At 37.3% G+C, this 20,292-nt stretch carries 15 protein-coding genes; 9 read left to right on the top strand and 6 right to left on the bottom strand.

All coding sequences use genetic code 11. The features are described from left to right. Positions 1-131: 131 nt before the first annotated feature. The 7 genes from topA to ABH942_RS06200 all read left to right on the top strand — a co-directional run bounded on the left by topA (position 132) and on the right by ABH942_RS06200 (position 9,680). Positions 132-2,651 carry a type I DNA topoisomerase gene (topA, locus tag ABH942_RS06230; RefSeq protein ID WP_370030218.1) on the top strand — a complete coding sequence of 840 codons (2,520 nt, stop codon included), beginning with the start codon at positions 132-134 and terminating at the stop codon, positions 2,649-2,651. Positions 2,652-2,654: 3 nt separating this feature from the next. Next, a complete protein-coding gene (locus tag ABH942_RS06225; RefSeq protein ID WP_370030216.1) occupies positions 2,655-3,806 on the top strand; it encodes a formimidoylglutamase in 1,152 nt (383 codons plus the stop codon). 146 nt (positions 3,807-3,952) lie between these two features. Continuing rightward, a complete protein-coding gene (gldK, locus tag ABH942_RS06220) occupies positions 3,953-5,323 on the top strand; it encodes a gliding motility lipoprotein GldK (RefSeq protein ID WP_370030213.1) in 1,371 nt (456 codons plus the stop codon). A 62-nt stretch (positions 5,324-5,385) separates the two neighbouring features. Beyond that, on the top strand, positions 5,386-6,033 hold the full coding sequence (gene gldL / locus ABH942_RS06215; RefSeq protein WP_140002064.1) for a gliding motility protein GldL: 648 nt from the start codon (positions 5,386-5,388) through the stop codon (positions 6,031-6,033). 51 nt (positions 6,034-6,084) lie between these two features. After that, a complete protein-coding gene (gldM, locus tag ABH942_RS06210; protein ID WP_370030211.1) occupies positions 6,085-7,626 on the top strand; it encodes a gliding motility protein GldM in 1,542 nt (513 codons plus the stop codon). Positions 7,627-7,676: 50 nt separating this feature from the next. After that, complete coding sequence (gene gldN / locus ABH942_RS06205; RefSeq protein WP_370030209.1) at positions 7,677-8,564, top strand: gliding motility protein GldN; 888 nt, start codon at positions 7,677-7,679, stop codon at positions 8,562-8,564. Positions 8,565-8,630: 66 nt separating this feature from the next. Further along, complete coding sequence (locus tag ABH942_RS06200) at positions 8,631-9,680, top strand: NAD(P)/FAD-dependent oxidoreductase (RefSeq protein WP_370030207.1); 1,050 nt, start codon at positions 8,631-8,633, stop codon at positions 9,678-9,680. Between the two features lies 1 nt (position 9,681). On the opposite strand, the gene ABH942_RS06195 is transcribed toward ABH942_RS06200, so the two are convergent. Next, positions 9,682-10,065, bottom strand: coding sequence for a DUF983 domain-containing protein (locus ABH942_RS06195; protein WP_370030204.1), 384 nt, complete (start codon positions 10,063-10,065; stop codon positions 9,682-9,684). A gap of 71 nt (positions 10,066-10,136) precedes the next feature. Here ABH942_RS06195 and ABH942_RS06190 point away from each other — a divergent pair, with 71 nt between their 5' ends. Then, positions 10,137-12,041 carry an ABC-F family ATP-binding cassette domain-containing protein gene (locus tag ABH942_RS06190; protein WP_370030202.1) on the top strand — a complete coding sequence of 635 codons (1,905 nt, stop codon included), beginning with the start codon at positions 10,137-10,139 and terminating at the stop codon, positions 12,039-12,041. Positions 12,042-12,073: 32 nt separating this feature from the next. Here ABH942_RS06190 and ABH942_RS06185 read toward each other — a convergent pair whose 3' ends face one another. Further along, entirely contained in the window at positions 12,074-13,063 is a 990-nt protein-coding gene (locus ABH942_RS06185; protein WP_370030200.1) for an App1 family protein, read from the bottom strand. A gap of 60 nt (positions 13,064-13,123) precedes the next feature. On the opposite strand from ABH942_RS06185, the gene ABH942_RS06180 reads away from it, so the two are divergent. Next, positions 13,124-13,999 carry a diacylglycerol kinase family protein gene (locus ABH942_RS06180; protein WP_370030198.1) on the top strand — a complete coding sequence of 292 codons (876 nt, stop codon included), beginning with the start codon at positions 13,124-13,126 and terminating at the stop codon, positions 13,997-13,999. Positions 14,000-14,103: 104 nt separating this feature from the next. On the opposite strand, the gene ABH942_RS06175 is transcribed toward ABH942_RS06180, so the two are convergent. The 4 genes from ABH942_RS06175 to ABH942_RS06160 form a co-directional block, all read right to left on the bottom strand. Next, positions 14,104-15,252 (bottom strand): 8-amino-7-oxononanoate synthase, encoded by a 1,149-nt coding sequence (locus ABH942_RS06175; RefSeq protein WP_370030196.1) that lies wholly within the window; start codon positions 15,250-15,252, stop codon positions 14,104-14,106. Between the two features lie 65 nt (positions 15,253-15,317). Then, entirely contained in the window at positions 15,318-15,800 is a 483-nt protein-coding gene (locus ABH942_RS06170; protein WP_370030194.1) for a DUF1761 domain-containing protein, read from the bottom strand. Positions 15,801-15,880: 80 nt separating this feature from the next. Continuing rightward, positions 15,881-17,215 carry a TolC family protein gene (locus ABH942_RS06165; RefSeq protein ID WP_370030192.1) on the bottom strand — a complete coding sequence of 445 codons (1,335 nt, stop codon included), beginning with the start codon at positions 17,213-17,215 and terminating at the stop codon, positions 15,881-15,883. Continuing rightward, entirely contained in the window at positions 17,202-20,291 is a 3,090-nt protein-coding gene (locus tag ABH942_RS06160; RefSeq protein WP_370030190.1) for an efflux RND transporter permease subunit, read from the bottom strand. Before ABH942_RS06160 ends, ABH942_RS06165 begins: the two co-directional genes overlap by 14 nt. Position 20,292: the final 1 nt, after the last annotated feature.

Genomic DNA, 20,292 nt, shown 5'->3' with positions numbered 1-20,292 from the left:
GCAATCTTTTAAAAATCAGTGCTTTTCTTTTTTAAAAAAGTCGCTTGTGAGTTAATAATTTTACTTTTAAAATTTTCTAAAATGCAATATTTAAAAAATTCATATACTTTTGCGACACAAACAAAAGCATTATGGCAAAGAATTTAGTGATCGTTGAGTCGCCTGCAAAGGCAAAAACCATTGAAAAGTTTTTAGGAAGTGAATATCAGGTAGAGTCCAGCTACGGACATATAGCAGATTTGCCTTCTAAAGAAATAGGGGTAGATGTTGAAAATGGCTTCCTTCCAAAATATGAAGTTTCTCCTGATAAAAAAGCATTGGTGAAAAAACTCAAAGATCTTTCTAAAAAAGCCGAAACGGTTTGGTTGGCGAGTGATGAGGATCGTGAAGGAGAGGCCATTTCGTGGCATTTGTCTGAAGAATTGAAATTAGAGCCATCTAAAACAAAAAGAATCGTTTTTCATGAAATCACCAAATCGGCAATTCAAAAAGCGATTGAAAATCCGAGGGGAATTAATTACGATCTTGTAAATGCACAGCAAGCGAGAAGAGTACTGGACAGATTGGTGGGTTATGAGCTTTCTCCGGTTTTATGGAGAAAAGTAAAAGGCGGACTTTCTGCCGGAAGAGTTCAGTCGGTTTCTGTACGATTGATTGTAGAAAGAGAAAGAGAAATCCAAAACTTCAAAGCTGTAGCTTCTTATTCTGTTGTAGCAGAATTTTCGAATGAAGCCGGAAAAACATTTAAGGCAAAACTGCCAAAGAATTTCAATACAAAAAAAGAAGCCGAAGATTTTCTGAGTAAAAATATTGGCTCTATATATAAGGTATCGGATTTAGAAACGAAGCCTACAAAAAAATCACCGGCAGCACCTTTTACTACTTCTACTTTACAGCAGGAAGCAGCCAGGAAATTATATCTTCCGGTTGGGATAACGATGCAGCTGGCGCAAAGGCTTTATGAAGCGGGATTGATTACTTATATGAGAACGGATAGTGTCAATCTTTCAAATGAGGCGATAAATGCAGCTGAGGCTGAAATTATCAAATCATACGGTAAGGAATTCTCGAAACCAAGAACCTTTACCAATAAGAGCAAAGGTGCGCAAGAGGCTCACGAAGCAATTCGTCCAACGGATATGTCAAGACATACGGTAAATATTGATAGAGATCAGGCACGTCTTTATGACCTGATTTGGAAAAGGACACTGGCTTCACAGATGAGCGATGCTGAATTGGAAAGAACCAATGTAAAAATTGAAGCCAATAACCATTCAGAAATATTTGCAGCAACTGGAGAAGTTTTGCTTTTTGAGGGATTCCTTAAAGTATACTTGGAAGGACATGATGATGAAGATGAAGAGCAAGAAGGAATGCTTCCTGCTTTAAAAGTGAATGAAAGACTTCAAAATAATTATATAACCGCAACGGAGCGCTATTCCAGACCGCCGGCAAGATACACAGAAGCTTCTCTGGTTAAAAAACTGGAAGAATTGGGGATTGGTCGTCCGTCGACATACGCGCCTACGATTTCAACAATTATTAATAGAAATTATGTTGAAAAAGGAAATCTTGAAGGACAGGAAAGAAAATATACTCAATTGACCCTGCAGTCCGGAAAAGTTGATGAAAAACTACTGAAAGAGAATACAGGTTCTGACAAAGGAAAACTCGTTCCAACCGATATTGGCGCAATCGTAACGGATTTCTTAGTGAAGAATTTTGAAAGAATATTAGATTACAATTTTACGGCAAAAGTTGAGCAGGATTTTGACGAGATTGCAGAAGGGAATGTAAACTGGGCAAAGATGATGCAGGAGTTTTATGACCAGTTCCATCCAAATGTAAAAGATGTTGAAGCAAATGCGGAGAGAGAATCAGGAGAAAGAATCCTGGGAACAGACCCAAAAACAGGAAAGCCGGTAAGTGTCCGTTTAGGTAAATTTGGACCAATGGCACAAATAGGCGATGCAGATGATGATGAAAAGCAGTTTGCAAGTCTTATGGCTGACCAAAATATTGGGAATATCACCTTAGAAGAAGCATTGAATTTATTTTTATTGCCTAAAAAATTAGGTAATTATAACGGAGAAGAAGTAGAAGTGAACAATGGCCGTTTCGGACCGTATGTGCGATTTGGAAAAATGTTTATTTCACTTCCAAAAGGAGAAGATCCTTTGGATGTTACTCTTGACCGTGCCAAAGAGCTAATCGCTGAAAAAGAACAAGCCGATGCTCCAATCGGAACGTATAAAAATGAACCGGTACAAAAAGGAGTGGGACGTTTTGGACCGTTTATCAAATGGAACGGGATGTTTATCAATGTCAGCAAAAAATACAATTTTGACAATCTTTCACAGTCGGATATCACAGAATTGATAGAAGACAAACTTCAAAAGGAAATCGATAAGGTGATCCATAATTGGGAAGAAGATGGAATACGTGTTGAAAAAGCACGTTGGGGACGTTCGGTTATTACCAAAGGAAAAGTCAAAATTGAATTGAGTAAGGATGTCGATGCAACCAAACTTACCTTGGATGAGGTAAAGGATATGATTGAAAAGAAAGCTCCTGCAAAAAAGACCGCGGCAAAGAAAACAACAGCTGCTAAAAAGCCAGCCGCTAAAAAAACTACTGCAAAAAAGAAATAAGATATGGAATTTGATTTTCTGTCTCCTTTAGACGAAGAGATACTGGAGTTTATTAATGGATTGTCTTCCCAGAATTTAGGAAGCAAGATAGTACTGCATACTAGAGAAGACTTTCCTGATTTAAGCAAAATCAGGCTCGCGATTGTGGGAGTGAAGGAAAACAGAGGCGCTCATATTGAAATTGAAAATACAAAGCTGTCACATATTCGAAAAGAACTGTATGGATTGTTTCCGGGTAACTGGGAGGCATCAATTGCAGACTTAGGGAATATTTTAGCGGGAAACGATATTGAGGATACTTATTTTGCTTTACGAAAAGTGGCTGCCTATCTGTTGAAAAACAAAATCATTCCGATAATTATTGGCGGTTCGCAAGATTTGACCTATCCGTTGTACAGAGCTTTTGATGAACTGGAACAGATGGTGAATGTCGCGTCTATAGATAGCAGATTTGATTTCGGTGCTGCGGATAAGCCGCTTTCGGCGAATTCCTATCTTACTAAAATGATAGTTGAAGAACCAAACAATCTTTTTAATTATAGCAATCTGGGTTATCAGACGTATTTTAACTCTCAGGAGGAGATCGATTTGGTTGAAAAATTGTTCTTCGATGCCTACCGTTTGGGTGAAGTTTCTAACAACATCTCAATAGCCGAGCCGGTTTTCAGAGATGCAGATATTGTGAGCGTAGATTTAACATGTGTGAAATCTTCTGATTCCGGTAATTTTATTACTTTTACACCCAACGGATTTAACGGGAAAGAAATCTGTTCTTTATCAAGATATGCAGGAATCAGCGATAAAGTTTCAATATTTGGCATTTTTAATCACAATAATTCAAAACAAGAAGCAGTTCTGATTGCCCAAATCGTGTGGTATTTTATTGAAGGTTATCATTACCGTTCTAACGAATATCCGTTCGGAAGCCGTGATAATTATTTAAAATATATTGTGCCTTTAGAAGACGAGGAACTGGTATTCTTTAAAAGCCACAAAACAGAGCGTTGGTGGATAGAAATACCTTTTATTTCAAATGTTAATAATAAATTAAAAAGAAATACGTTATTACCTTGCACTTATGAGGATTATCTGGGTGCTTGTGCCAACGAAATCCCTGAAAGATGGTGGAAGGCACAAAGGAAAAATATAGTATAGTCGGCACGTTCCTATTTTTTTTAACACATCCTTAGGTCAATGTTATACTTTATTTAAGGATTTTTAATAAAAAAATTGTTTTTTAGAAAAATAATAAATAGGTTTACGCCCTTAAAAAATAAGAATATATCATAACCCAAATTTATATGAAGAAGTTCATTGCATTAGCAGCATTAGCATCAATATTGACAAGCTGTGGTTCGAGCGATAAAGGGGAGTTAGTAGGTGTGAAAGGCAGGAAATGGCATCCGGAGAAACCATACGGTATGACTCTGGTTCCAGGAGGTGCTTATATCATGGGTAAATCAGATGATGATTTAGCCAACGTACAGGACGCTCCAACAAAAACGGTTACCGTTCGATCCTTTTATATGGATGAAACAGAAATTACGAATAGCGAGTACAAGCAATTTGTGAATTGGGTTAAAGACTCAACGATCAGAATGCGTTTGGCTATTCTTGCTGAAGAAGTAGGTCAGACTAAAGGAACTGGTGGTATCGGTGAGTTTGCGTTTGATGATACAGATCCGGCAACAATGTCTCCATATGACAAATATATGTATGAGAATTACTATAGTGTTGGTACAGGAGATGATCCGTATGCAGGAAGAAAGCTGAATAAAAAAGTAAAATTAATTACAGATCCTCAAAAATATCCTGATGAATATTATGTTGAGGTTATGGATTCAATGTACTTGCCAGCTGCTGAATCATACAACGGATTGAGAACCATGGATGTTTCAAAACTAAAATTCCGTTACTCTGAAGCGAACCTGAATGAGGCGGTTAAGAAAAAAGGAAGAAAAGACTTCTATAAAAAGACTGAGCCAATCGGAATTTATCCTGATACAACAGTATGGATTAAAGATTTTGCTTACTCTTATAATGAGCCAATGCATAATGATTATTTCTGGCACCAGGCTTATGATGATTATCCGGTAGTAGGTGTTACCTGGAAACAGGCTAAAGCTTTCTGTGCTTGGAGAACATTATACAAAAACGCATTTATCAAGGCGAAGAAAAAAGGAAGAAACCAAATCAACTCTTTCCGTCTTCCAACAGAAGCAGAGTGGGAATACGCTGCTAGAGGTGGTCTTGAGTCAGGAACTTTCCCATGGGGAGGTCCTTATGCTAAAAATGACAGAGGATGTTTCTTGGCTAACTTCAAGCCTAACCGTGGAGATTACGCTGCTGACGGAGCTTTATATACTGTAGAAGCTAAATCTTACGAGCCTAATGATTATAACCTTTATAATATGTCAGGTAACGTAGCGGAATGGACAAACTCTTCTTATGATGCATCATCTTATGAATATGTTTCTACAATGAACCCTAACGTGCCAGATGCTAAAAATGAACGTAAAGTAACACGCGGTGGTTCTTGGAAAGATGTTGCCTATTTCTTGCAAGTAAGTACAAGAGACTTTGAATACGCTGATTCAGCAAGAAGTTTTATCGGTTTCAGAACCGTTCAAGATTACATGGGTGTTCAAAATACAGGGAACAGACCTAAATAAGAAAATTTAACCAACTTTATAATTATTATATTTACTTAACTAACTAAAAACTATTTATTATTATGGCAATTTTAAGCAAAAAAGCAATGAATTTCGCTTACGGTATGGGAGCGGCAGTTGTAATCGTAGGGGCATTATTTAAGATTATTCACTTCGAAATAGGACCGTTAACAGGAAACGTGATGTTGACTATCGGTCTTGTAACAGAAGCGGTTATCTTTGCTTTGTCTGCGTTCGAGCCTGTAGATAACGAAATTGATTGGACTCTTGTATATCCTGAATTAGCAGGAGGAGAAGCTAAAAAGAAAGAAGCTAAAAAAGAAAACCCAACTGAAGCTCAAGGATTACTATCTCAAAAATTAGATAACCTATTGAAAGAAGCTAAAATTGATGGTGAATTAATGGCTAGCTTAGGAAACAGCATCAAAAATTTCGAATCTGCTGCTAAAGGAATTTCTCCAGCTGCTGACGGAATTGCGGCTACTAAAAAATACAGTGAAGAATTATCTATGGCTGCAGCTCAAATGGAATCACTAAACAGCTTGTACAAAGTACAATTGGAAAGTGCTTCTAGAAATGCTGAGGCTAACAAAGAAATCGCTGATAATGCTTCTAAATTAAAAGAACAAATGCAATCTATGACTGCAAACATTGCTTCATTGAACAATGTTTACGGAGGTATGCTTTCTGCAATGAGTAACAAAGGATAATTAGTTTAAGACTATTTCATTAACAAAATAAAAATAAACTAATTAGAAAAAATGGCAGGAGGAAAATTAACCCCTAGACAGAAGATGATTAACCTGATGTATCTGGTTTTCATCGCGATGTTGGCACTAAATATGTCCAAAGAAGTTTTATCTGCTTTTGGACTAATGAATGAAAAATTTGAAGCAGCAAACGAAGCAGCAAAATTGACTAACGAGCAAATGATGCAATCGTTAGATACTAAAGCTGCTGAAGCTAAAGGTGAATTTGCTGTTGCTGCAGAAACAGCACATAAAGTTCAAGCTGCTACGAAGAAATTTTACGATTTTATCGGTACTTTGAAAGCAGAGACTTTAAAGCATGTTAAGCCAGAAAATGGTAAATTACCATACGAGTCAATGGATAAAGGTGATAACCTTGATAACAGCTGGTTTATTGGTGATGGCTACACAAAGAGAGGTAAAGAAGTTATGAGTGCTATCGAAACTTACAAGGCAGATATGAAAAATGCTCTTGGTAGTGAGAAAAAATACTCAGCAATCTTAAACCAAGTGAATAAATCATTTGATGTTTCTGATGTTACTACTAAAGATGGTTTGAAAGATAAATTCTTGAACTACCACTTTAAAGGTTTCCCAGCAATTGCTTCTTTGGCTAAATTATCAGCTTGGCAAAGTGATGTTAAAAAAGCAGAATCTGATGTAATCAGTGCTGCTTTAGGAAAAGCGGCTGTACAAGCGGCTTCATACAGTAACTACCAAGCAATTGTAGTTTTAGAGAAAAATGCTTATTTCCAAGGTGAAAACGTAAAAGGTAAAGTAGTATTAGGTCGTTATGACGAAAACACTAAGCCTACATCTTTCCAAGGTCCTGGTAAATTAGAAAACGGACAAGCTGTTATTTCCTTAACTGCTGGTGGAGTTGGTGAGCAATCAATCAACGGTCAATTTACTTTCTTGGAAGACGGAAAATCGATTCCTTTGAAATTTGAAGGAAAATATGTTGTAGTTCCAAAACCAAATGAAGCTACTATTTCTGCTGATAAAATGAATGTTGTTTACCGTGGTGTTGTAAACCCGATATCAATTTCGTTTGCAGGAGTAGCTGATAACAATGTTACAGCTTCTGCTCCTGGTTTAGTAAAAGCAGGTAGGGCTGGTGCTTATAACATGAGCCCAGGTGCCGGACGTGAGGTAGTTATTAATGTTGTAGGAAAATTGCCTGACGGAACATCAGTAAATTCTAAAAAACTTTTCAGAATCAAGAACATTCCTGGACCAACAGGAGCTTTGAGAGGAAGAGAAACAGGTACTGTTAAAGGTCCTAAATCTAACTTGGAAGTTCAAACTGTTAATGCAATCCTTGAAGATTTTGATTTCGATGTTACATTGAATGTAGTTGGTTTCAACATCAAAGTTCCTGGACAACCAACAATCGTTGTTTCTGGTAACAAAATGGATGCAAGAGCGAAATCTGCAATTCAAAAAGCCAGTAGAGGTGATGTAGTCATTATTTCTGAAATCAAGACTAAATTAGAAGGTAGCGCAATCATGCTTCCTAAAACAGCACCGGTTGCTTACGAAATAACACAATAATTATTGAAAGTTTGAGTTTTTAACTTAACAAACTAATAAATTACAAGAAAATGAATTGGAGAAATTTTTCATTAGTAGTAGCATTAAGCTTAGTTTCTAGTGTGTCTTTTGCACAGTCTAATCTTTTGAATGCGAAAACTCCTCAAGAAATCGGAAAGAAAACAGAAGCTCAGCTTAAGTCCGATAATGATAAGCCACTACCGTATGGATATGTTCACGATCGTGACGTATTGATGGGTAAAATGGTTTGGGAATTTATTGATCTTGATGAGAGAATCAATTTTCCAATGTATTTTCCAGTTGAGGGTAACCTTGGTCCAGACAGAAAATCGTTGTATGCAGTTCTTGTAGAGAATATGAAGTCAGGAAAAATTGCTGAAGTATATGACGACAGTTATTTTACTACTAAAAAATCACTTAAAGACATTGAATCATCATTGTCAAAAATTGATACAACAGATGCTGGTCGTGAGCAATACAACGCAGGTGAGAAAATCACAGAAGATAATATCGTTAAAACTGATATTACACCAGCTGATGTAATGGGTTACAAAATCAAAGGTTACTGGTATTTTGACAAACGCCAAGGCGAATTAAAATACCGTTTGCAAGGTATCTGTCCTGTAGTTCCAGACGTTTATACAATGGGAACTGAGCAAGAAGATCCAATCGAATTGTTCTGGGTATATTTCCCAGCAGTGCGTGATGTTCTTCATGAAGCAAAAGCTTTCAACGACAAAAACTCTGCACTTCCAATTACGTTTGACCACCTTTTAAATTCGCGCCGCTTTAATGGTGTGATTTACCAAGAAGAAAACGTGATGGGTGATAGAAAGATTGAAGAATACATGAAAGACAATGCACAGATGCAATTGTTAGAATCAGAAAGAGTAAAAGATAAGATCCGCAACTTCGAACAAGATATGTGGAATTATTAATAAAAATTTCTCCAATACAAATAAAACTCTTGCCTTTCAAAGGCAAGAGTTTTTTATTTTTGCATTATGATTGATTATTTGATTGTCGGTTGCGGATTGGCTGGAATTGCATTTGGTGAAACAGCCTCACAGCACAATAAATCCATTTTGTTTTTTGAAAATAATTCACAACGCTCTTCTAAAGTTGCAGGCGGATTGTATAATCCTGTAATTCTTAAAAGATATAGTGGAGTATGGAGAGCACAGGAACAGCTCGATCTATTGCAATCTTTTTATACAAATCTGGAAACAAAGTTGAATGCCAAATTCAACTTCAATACTCCAGTCTACAGAAAGTTATTTTCTGTCGAAGAGCAAAATGATTGGTTCTTGGCAACAGATAGAGTTGGATTAGCTCCTTTTCTTTCTTCAAAATTAGTTTCTAAGAAATACAAAGCAATTGATTCACCATTTAATTTTGGTGAAGTTTTGCAGTCTGGTTATGTTGATACTGATGTTTTATTGTTTGGTTATCGCAATTATCTGAAAGAAAACAACCTGCTGCTGGAAGATACTTTTGACTATTCAGCTATAGAGTTTAAAGAGAATTACATCCAATATAAAGATGTTCAGGCTCGGAATATTGTTTTTGCGGAAGGCTATGGCATGGTTGATAATCCTTATTTTGGACAATTACCTCTAAAGGGAACCAAAGGAGAACTGCTGATTATTAGAGCTAAAGATTTAGATTTAGACGCCATAATCAAAGCATCTGTATTTGTACTGCCTTTGGGCAATGATTTATATAAGGTAGGAGCAACATACAGTTGGGAGGATAAGACCAATCAGCCTACAGAAGAAGGTAAAAAAGAACTTTTAGAGAAAAGCAAAGAAGTACTTCAGTGTGATTTTGAAATTGTTGAACATCTGGCAGGAATCAGACCAACAGTAGCTGATAGGAAGCCATTAGTAGGGACACATCCAAAACACCCAAACCTTCATTTGCTCAATGGACTTGGTACAAGAGGAGTGATGATTGGCCCAGATATGGCAAAACAATTATTTGAAAGTATCGAATTGGGGAAACCGATAGATATTTCTGCAGATATTATGCGATTCAAAAAAATAAAGTGGTAGCCTATTTTTTATCCCAGTCTTTGTCGTAATCTACAAACATGTTGATCCAGATATTTCGGGAAATCCTCATAATAATAGGCATGAAAATAACGAGTGTGGCAATAATAGCTATAAAAGAAACTTTAAGATTAGTGCCCAGGAATAAATAGGAGATAACAAAAGCGGCTACTCCAAAAGCAATTCCTACGCCATAGCTAACATACATTGCCCCATAAAAAAAGGAAGGTTCTATTTTATATTTTAAACCACAGTGACTGCATTTTTCATGCATTTTGAAAACGCCAGGCAGATTATATGGGTTTCTATCCACATACATCTTATCATTCTGACATTTAGGACAAGTTCCTGTTAAAATACTATATAATTTGGATCCTTTTTTTAACATTTGCAAAAAATTTTGGTTGCCATATTCGACACCACAAATTTACACATACAATTACAAAAAAAATATAATAAATGCTTAATATACATAATTTATCAGTTTCTTTTGGTGGAACCTATCTCTTTGAAGAAATTACTTTCAGACTAGGCGCTGGCGACAGGGTAGGTCTTGTTGGTAAAAACGGAGCAGGGAAGTCTACCATGCTGAAAATTCTTGCACGTGATATTGCTCCGGATACAGGAAGTATAGCGACAGAAAAAGAAGTAAGAATAGGTTTTCTTCGTCAGGATATCGACTTTGAGCAAGGACGAACTGTCTTGGAAGAAGCGTATGAGGCATTTACAGAAATAAAGATTGTAGAAAAAAAGCTGGAAGAAATCAATGAGCAATTGGTTACACGAACCGATTACGAAAGCGAAGAATACAATCAGATCATTGAAGATCTATCCGATTATACGCATCGCTTTGATCTGCTAGGCGGATATAATTATGTGGGCGATACCGAAAAGATTTTATTAGGACTTGGTTTTAAGAGAGAAGATTTCAATAACCAGACCGAAACTTTTTCAGGTGGTTGGAGAATGCGTATAGAATTGGCGAAATTGCTTTTGCAGTCTAACGATATCTTGTTGCTGGATGAGCCTACGAACCACCTGGATATTGAATCGATTATTTGGTTGGAAAATTTCTTGCGTAATTTCCCGGGTGTTGTAGTAATCGTTTCGCACGATAAGATGTTTTTAGATAACGTCACCAACAGAACCATCGAAATTTCTCTGGGTAAAGCCTATGATTTTAATAAGCCTTACTCACAATATTTGCAATTGCGTCAGGAAATTCGTGAGAAGCAATTAGCGACACAAAAAAATCAAGCCAAGAAGATAGAAGAAACGGAAAAGCTGATTGAAAAGTTCCGTGCCAAAGCTTCAAAAGCCTCGATGGCACAGTCGCTTATCAAAAAACTGGATAAGGTTGAAAGAATTGAAGTGGACGAAGATGATAATTCTGTAATGAACATTTCGTTTCCGGTTTCTGTAACTCCCGGAAAAGTAGTCATCGAAGCAGAAGACGTAACCAAAAGTTATGGCGATAAGACTATCTTAAAAGATATTTCACTTTTGGTAGAGAGAGGAAGCAAGATTGCTTTTGTAGGTCAGAACGGCCAGGGAAAATCAACTTTTATCAAGGCTATAGTAAACGATATTGATTATACTGGTACTATAAAATTAGGACACAACGTACAATTGGGTTATTTTGCCCAAAATCAGGCAGAATATCTTGATGGTGAAATAACGCTGCTTCAGACAATGCAGGACGCTGCAAATGACACCAACCGCTCAAAAGTACGCGATATGCTGGGTTCTTTTCTGTTTAGGGGAGATGATGTCGAAAAAAAGGTAAAAGTGCTCTCAGGAGGCGAAAGAAACCGTCTGGCGCTTTGTAAATTGCTATTGCAGCCTATAAACGTGCTTGTAATGGATGAACCTACGAACCACTTAGATATCAAATCAAAAAATGTTTTGAAAGCCGCATTGCAGCAATACGAAGGAACTTTGCTTTTGGTTTCTCACGACAGGGATTTCCTGCAAGGAATGTCGAATATTGTATATGAGTTCAAAAACCAAAAGATAAAAGAATATTTAGGCGATATTAATTTCTTTTTAGAGCAGCGTAATCTTGAAAACATGCGTGAGGTTGAAAAGAAAGATGCTGTCAAGAAAGAAGCACCGAAAGATAAATCGCTGTCTTACGATGAGCAGAAAAAAAATAAATCGCTTCAGAATAAATTGAGTAAAGTCGAGAGCCAGATCAAACAGCTTGAAATAGACATTCAGAAAGATGACAAGCTTTTGGAATCAGAATATGATAAACATATAGAAGATGCTTCTTTTTTTATTGCCTATAATAAAAAGAAAAAGGATCTCGATAATCTGTTGGAAGAATGGGAAGCCGTTCAGATGGAAATTGAAAACTCTTAAAAGTAAAAAGCCGGAAGTTGTTTCCTGCTTTTTTATAAACGCTCATGAAAATCTTGTGAGGTAATGCCTATTCGTTCAGAATGCTCAATGGCTTCTTTGCTGTTTTTAAAATAACAGGTATCTACTCCCATCGATTCCATGTTTGCCATAGCTTCTTCAGCTTTGTTCTTTTTGCTTTTGCCAGTCTGCCTGATATAAACGGCTTTTACCGTAACCGGAAAAATTTTGCAGATGTTCTCATATAAAAAAGGGTCATGCTGAGAATCGTCTCCAAGCAGTACATATTTCAAATGCGGGTAAAATTCCAAAACATGTTTAATCTTTTCAAATTTATGATTGTGACTGCCTCTACCGGTAAAGAAAAAATCAGTCAGACTGGTTTTAATGTCTTTTAAGAGCAATACGGCTTTGGGAAGCCCATGCAGTTCCGTAAATTGAGTAATAAGCCTGTAGAGGTTCCATTCGCTGCTGGAAACATAAAAAAAAGCATTCTTCTCTGCGTTGCTATCTCTGCCGGCAGAACTTAAAGCCTGGTAATGTGGTACCACGTCTTCAAATATCTTACGGTCATTCACATTCCTAAAAAGAAGTATGTACAGTTTTTTGAAAGGATTTCGGGTATGAGAAACCAGAAAAGTATCATCAATATCCGATATAAAGCCCCAGTTTCCTTCATGAGGTCGGATATAGCTGCCTTTACTTGAAATTTCTTTATTATTGTGGTAGGTGCTGACTTTGTATTCGTTCCAGCCATAAGCCAAATCTCGTGACAGCGGAATGCAAAATTTGAAATAACCATCATCCATACTTTTCGTATGGATTTTCATTCCGTGATGTTCCAGATAAACAGAAGCATTCTTTTGTGTCTTGATCCGAAACATACGGATAACAGATTTGGCATTTTTGAAATTTTTCTTCTGGAAATCGTAATCTTCTTTCGTTGTCGGCTTAAAAATATGCCCCATCACAATCAGTTCCTGATCATTTGCATAACCTCGGTATAACTTTAGGATTGGCTTCATAAATGTTTTATATTTATATAACGAAATAACAAATTACAAAAATTATAGCATACATAAGCCATGAACACGCAAAAGAATTATATACTGGTAGTTAACCCAATATCCGGTGATGTTGATAAAACTGAAATTATTGACGAAGCTAAAAAATTTGCGGCAAAGGGAAACATACATCTGGTTATTTATGAAACAACCGGTAAAAATGACGAGTCCGAAATCCAAAAACTCCAGGAAAAAAACAAGGCAGAAAGAATTATAATTGCGGGTGGTGATGGTACAATTAAAATGGTTGCTGAAGCAGTAGAGAATTATGAAGTCATTTTGGGGATACTGCCTGCGGGTTCTGCTAACGGACTTTCGGTAGATCTTAATCTTCCGGATAGCCTGGATGAAAATCTGGAAATTGCATTCAATAGCAATTATATGGAAATGGACATGATTTCCATTAACGGTAAAAAAAGCCTGCACCTGAGCGATATTGGAATCAATGCCGAGTTGATTAAAAATTATGAAAATAGCAGTATTCGTGGCAAATTAGGATATGCTTTGCAGGCCATCAATACGCTAGCAGGACTTAAAGCTCCTTTTCAAGCCGTTATAGAAACGCATCTGGGGCGTATTGAAACGGAAGCCAGGATGGTAGTAGTCGCCAATTCTCAGAAATATGGCACTGGCGTTGCAATTAATCCGAATGGCATAATGAATGATGGCAAATTTGAAATAGTAATCCTAAAAAACCTTGATCTGATTGTTTTTAGTAAAATATTGTCAGGAAATATGCCTGTAGAAAATGGCGACGTAGAAATCATATCGACAGATAAAGCAACGATTACAACGAATTCGCCGGTAAGTTTTCAGATTGATGGCGAATATTGCGACGAAGTGACTCGTTTGGAAGTGGAAATTCTTCCTAATCAGATGTGGGTGGCGGTTCCTTAAAAGAGGTTCTGAGAGGCTAAGTTTTGTGTTTTATATGTAAGAGAGGGAGTTGATGAAAATGGACTTTTTTGTGTTCGTTTTCTTTGGTATCAGCTTCTCAATAATTATTTAAAAGGATTTCGTTCTTTCCAGGCGAGTTCAGGTTCTAAATAGCCAAAAACACGAGAGATAAAAAGATTGATAAAAGAATTGTGGTGTTTGATAAACCCGTACATTTTTTCAGGGATGGCGCCCACAGAACTTTTGATTTCCAATGCTGTCCTTGCAAAAATAATTTGCTTGAATCCTTTGTTTATGGAATGGCAAACCATATCATACAGCATATTGAGATAGAGCATCTTTTCTTTTTGGTGATTCTCATCATACCCTAAAAAGTAAGTATCCACGGCGTCACCATTTTTAATAAGAGTATTGAAACCAATCATCTTTTCGTTTTCAAAATAGCCATAAAACAGAAAATTATCTTTAAGATGCATTTTGAAGTTGGAAAAATGATGCTCAGGAAGATAGAAAGTATTGAACGGTGCATTTTTAGCCACGCAGTAATACAGGTCATAAATAGTTCTTTCCTGTTTTTGAATTTCTTCCAAAGAGAGTTTCTTTTTGGTCAGGCTTTCCGATTTTTTTCGTGCCCTTTTATACTGGTCGCGGTATTTTTTATTTAGTGCGTTTATGTAATCAGCTGCATCTTTCCAGTTTTCCCTAATAGAAAATACCATATTGGGTTGTGTGCTGAATTGGTAAAACTCGTCAAATTCAGCCAGCTTAAAATATTTGGTGTCTTCTTTTTCAAAATCTTTGAATACCGTGATATGGGTGCTGATTCCTTTCTCACGTAATCTCTTTTCAATGGCTACGGATGCTTTTTTTAGCAACTTTAAGCCGTCAGTATAGGGAAGATCAGGGCTGAATACCAAAGCATTTTGTCCTGTGAACATATTATTCCCAATAATCAATACCTTAGAACTGAAGTTCTTGAAAATGAATTTTCGAATTGACGTTTTTGCGCAATTGTCTCTTTCTCCATAAGAATTGACCTGACTCAGATCTAAAAATTGCGAAAGCGCAATTCCTAAAAGTTTTTCTTCCTTAAAAAGGCCGATAAAATGACAAGTCATATTATTTGGTGCTGCCGTCTCCAGTATGTTTAAATATGATTTTGAAAGAAAAATGTTGGCTGATGCGAGACTATCCCAATCATTAGGAAGTTCAGAAGTTGAAGTAAAAAGCCTGAAGATTAAAGTTGTTTCCAATTGCAAAAAAATAATAAATCTCGCCCTAAATAGAAATAAGGCGAGATTTTATGATGATATTAAATTTAAATCCAGGCGCAGATAATTCCGCCCATGATCGTCAGGTTCACAATCCAATAACCGGAATTGATAAAAATAAATTTCCAGCTTTTTCTTTCAAACATAGCATTGATGGCAACCAGTGGGAATGTGAAAAATAATCCGGTCATAAAACCATGCAAGGCTCCATGTTTGAATGTTCGGAAGTTTGTTCCGTATTGAGCCATGAATGCATCATAGGCCGGGCCAGCTTTATCAGGATCTCCACCTGTAGCTCCTAAAACTCCCCATTGGTGGATAACCAGAAATTGTAAAATAAAAGCCATAAAAAAGGCAAATAAGATACTGAGCCCAAAAATTTTAGCCATGTTGGCACCTTTTAATTTTTCTTCTGTAAGTCCGGCTGAATTCATCCAGGCGGTTCCAAAGACTTTTGGATTATACCAGATAAAACCGACAACCAGTGTCGATAATGCTGCAACGAGCAATGCTAAAAAATTTACTTCCATGATTGATTTGTTTAAGAGTTTGTCATTCAAAGATAAGTAAATAACTTAACATTAAATTAAGAATATGTTGGTTAAAAGGCTTAATTCTGAGAAAGTGATAAATTTCCTGCCAATTCTTTTAGATTAATTTCGGATACTTTAGCGGCGTATTGTGCATTGCTGTTTCTAACTTTTGCGTTGACATAATTGAGTTGCGCTTCACGGAATTCCAATGGTGCAATTGTACCGATTTTGAACTTAGCCAAAGTGATGTCAAGGTTCTCTTTTGCAATTTCTTCGTTTTTAGATTCAAGCTTGGTCAATTCCAGATTGGTCAGGTAAGTTTGGTAGGCAGAAGACAGTTGAGATCGTAAGGTTTGTAATTGTTGCTCGATAACAATATTGGAGTTTTCCACTTGAATTTTGGCCGCTTTTTCATTCCGATTTTGTAGCCCACCATTAAAAATATTCATACTTGCATTAAAGCCATAGGTAAATCCTTGTCCGGTAGACTGCGTGATAAAGCCCAAAGAAGCTTCGGTTCGTGAAAAATTGTAACCCGATGTAATGTTTACAGTTGGATAGCGGCTCGCCTTGACTTGTTTGAGCTGTAATTCGCTAATCCGTTTATTAATAATCTGGGTTTGCAGCTGCGGATTCTGTTTTTCTGCTAATGTCATTAGTTCTGGAAGTAGGAGCGTTTCGTCAATTGCAATTTCATCTTCTACAGTAAATTCTGTTTTTACGTCCCTGCCTAAAATTTCGTTCAGATAGATTTTAGTATTGGCATACAATTCTTTTTGTCGAAGCAAAGTAGTGGTATCGGTATTCAGGTCAACCTTGGCATTCAATACTTCCAGTTTCGAAGCTTTTCCAATCTTATAACGATTGTCGGCTGTAGTAACCCTTAAGTTGGAAATTACGATAGTCGTATCAAGCGCCTTTAGTTGCTGTTGCTGTTGTACCAGATTATAGTAAGTTGTAATAACATCAGAAACTTTAGTAAAGATGGCAAGTTTAAGCTCGGCATCGCCTAATTTTTCTAATTCTTTAAGCTGATCATAACGGGCAAACATACGTAGTCCGTCAAAAATAGTCCAGTTTAACGCAACACCATAAGTAAGGTTCATATTTCTGGCGTTGTTAAGCTTGCGTTCTGAACCGTCAGATTGTGTCTGTGTAGTATTCTGGATGCTGTTATTATCTGTTACGTTGGCATTCAATTGCGGCATTACACCTGCATTGGCAAGGCTAACGTTCTGCTGATCGATTTTTAGCTCGTTGCTGGCAATTTTTATCTCGTAATTGTTTTCGAGGGCAATCTTTACCGCATCTTCGACTGTTAAGATTTGCTGGGCTTTAGCTGTCATTGAAATGACAAAAAAGAAAGCAATCTGGAAAAATATCTTAGTATTCATGCGATTATTCTTTTTCATATTCTTTTATGTTGTCAAATTCTGGTCTGTGTTTCTTTTCTCTAGACCACATAAAATAGATAGCAGGAATAACAAATAATGTCAGTACCAACGAGAATAAAGTTCCTCCTACAATAACAACTCCCATTCCGATACGGCTCGTTGAAGCTGCTCCTAATGATAATGCAATTGGAAGAGCACCTAGAGCAATCGCCAAACTGGTCATCAGAATAGGGCGCAAACGAGATTCTGCCGCTTCCATGATGGCTTCCATTTTGTTTTTGCCCTGTTCCCGGAGCTGATTCGCAAATTCTACAATCAGAATTCCGTTCTTCGTCACCAGTCCGATAAGCATAATGGTTCCAATCTGGCTGAAAATATTCCACGTCTGCCCAAATAACCAAAGTGAGAATAAAGCTCCGGCAACCGCCATAGGAACTGTTAGGATAATAATAAACGGATCAATAAAACTTTCGAACTGTGCGGCCAAAATCAGATAAATAAGCAATAATGCCAATCCAAAAGCAAAAGCGGTGTTTGAATTACTTTCTACGAAATCGCGCGATTCGCCTCCAAGATCAGTTGTAAAGGTTTCGTCCAGAACTTTTGCTTTGATACGCTCCATGGCATCAATACCGTCGCTGATACTTTTTCCGGGAGCAAGTCCTGCGGAAACCGTAGCAGACATATAACGGTTGTTATGGTACAATTGTGGCGGGCTGCTTTCTTCTTTAATAGTTACAAGGTTATCCAACTGGATTAATTCTCCGGCAGAATTCTTAACAAAAATAGAAGTAAGGTCGATAGGCGCCTCACGGTCTTTTTTATCAAATTGTCCCATAACCTGATACTGTTTTCCGTTCATCATATAATAACCAAAACGCTGGCCACTCAAAGAAAGCTGTAACGTTTGTGCGATATCAATTACGGAAACACCTAAACTCTGTGCCTTTTCCCTGTCGATAGTCACATAGATTTCAGGCTTATTGAATTTCAGGTTGACATCAGTAATAGAAAAAGTAGGGTCTTGGGCTGCTTCATCCATAAACTGCGGAATCTTTTCCCTTAGTTTTTCAAAATTTTGTGCCTGGATGATGTATTGTATTGGCAGACCACCACGTCGGTTTACGGCAATTGTTGGCTGCTCTGATACTGAAACCTTGGCTTCAGCATATTTTTTTGTCCATTTGGTAAGATCTTCGGCTATTTCTTTTTGCGAACGTTTTCTTTCGTCCGGTTCTACTAAAGCAATCCTGGCCCGTCCGCTGTTTACGGATGCTGATCCAAATCCGGGAGAAGTAATAACCAAACTCACTTTTTTCTCAGGAATTGAATCATTGATCAGATTAGACAACTCGGTCATAAAACGATCCATATAGTCGTATGATGCTCCTTCCGGTGCGGTAACGTTGACACCAATAAAACTTCTGTCGTCATAAGGAGCGGTTTCTTTTTGCAGCGTACTGAAAAACAAAGCAATCAAACCTATACAGATAATAAGAATTGGGAAACTCAACCATTTACGTTTCATAAATCGGCCTAAAGCTCCTGCATAACCCGAGTTGAGTCTTAAAAAGTAAGTTTCGCTCCAATTGTAGAATTTAGATCTTTTCTGTTCGCCGCCTTTCATCAAATAAGCATTCAACATTGGAGTCAAAGTCAGTGATACGAAAGCTGAAATTAAAACGGCAGCGCCAATTACCACGCCAAATTCCCGGAAAAGCCGCCCTACGAAACCTTCGAGAAATATTACAGGAAGAAATACAGCAGCAAGTGTAATCGAGATGGAGATAACGGCAAAGAAAATCTCATTAGATCCTTTGATAGCCGCTTCAATTGGCGACATTCCTTCTTCGACCTTCTTAAAAATGTTTTCAGTAACCACAATACCATCGTCAACTACCAGACCTGTAGCAAGAACAATTGCAAGTAGGGTAAGTACATTTACCGAAAATCCAAAAAGCCACATGATGAAAAAAGTTGCAATCAAGGAAACCGGAATATCAATCAGCGGACGGAAAGCAATTGCCCAATTTCTGAAAAACAGATAGATAATAAGGACTACCAGTATGATAGCTATCAATAAGGTTTCTGCTACTTCTACAACCGCTTTTTTAACAAATACAGTATTGTCAATAGCGATGTTTAATTTGAAATCTTTCGGAAGATCTCTTTTTAGCTGGTCGTATTGTATGTAAAATGCTTTTGCAATGTCAAGATAATTGGTTCCTGGTTGTGGAATAATTGCCATCCCGACCATCTCCTGTCCGGAATCGCTCATTTTAGTTTCCAGGTTTTCAGCTTCTAATGAAGCATTTCCAATATCGCTGAAACGCACTATTTTTTCTCCTTGGGCAAGGATAATAATATTGTTGAATTCTTCTTCCGTAGAAAGATTTCCTACCGTTTTAACGGTTAATTCTGTATTGGCGCCGGTTAATTTTCCGGATGGTAATTCTACGTTTTGGCTTCCCAGCGCAGTCCTTACATCAGAAACGGTTACTCCATAAGATGCCATCTTAACCGGATCCATCCACAAACGCATTGCATATTTTCGCTGTCCCCAGATTTGTACACTACTGACACCCGGAATGGTTTGTAGTCGTTGGGCAATGACGTTATCTGCATAATCCGAGAGTTCTAAAACGTTTTTGTTATCACTCTGTACCGTCATCGTAATGATAGGTTCAGAATCGGCATCAGCTTTTGAAACTACCGGCGGGGCATCAATATCCTGCGGAAGGCTTCGTATAGCCTGCGATACTTTATCACGTACGTCATTGGCTGCTTCTTCTAAATTTTTATCAAGATTAAACTCAATCGTAATATTACTGCTTCCCTGGTTACTCGAAGAAGTAATGTTTCGGATACCGTCAATTGAGTTGATGGCTTTTTCTAACGGTTCTGTAATCTGCGACTCAATAATATCGGCATTTGCTCCCGTATAACTCGTTCTAACGGAAATTTGTGCCGGATCAATGGAAGGGAATTCTCGTACGCCCAGATAAGTATAGCCAATGATTCCAAAAAGAATCAGCATCAGGTTCAAGACAATCGTCAGAACCGGTCTTTTTATGCTAGTGGTGGATAAACTCATC

The sequence above is a fragment of the Flavobacterium sp. 28YEA47A genome (genome assembly GCF_041262125.1).
Lineage (GTDB): Bacteria > Bacteroidota > Bacteroidia > Flavobacteriales > Flavobacteriaceae > Flavobacterium.
Note: the sequence above shows the minus strand (reverse complement) of the source record. Positions and strands in the feature narration are given on the sequence as shown.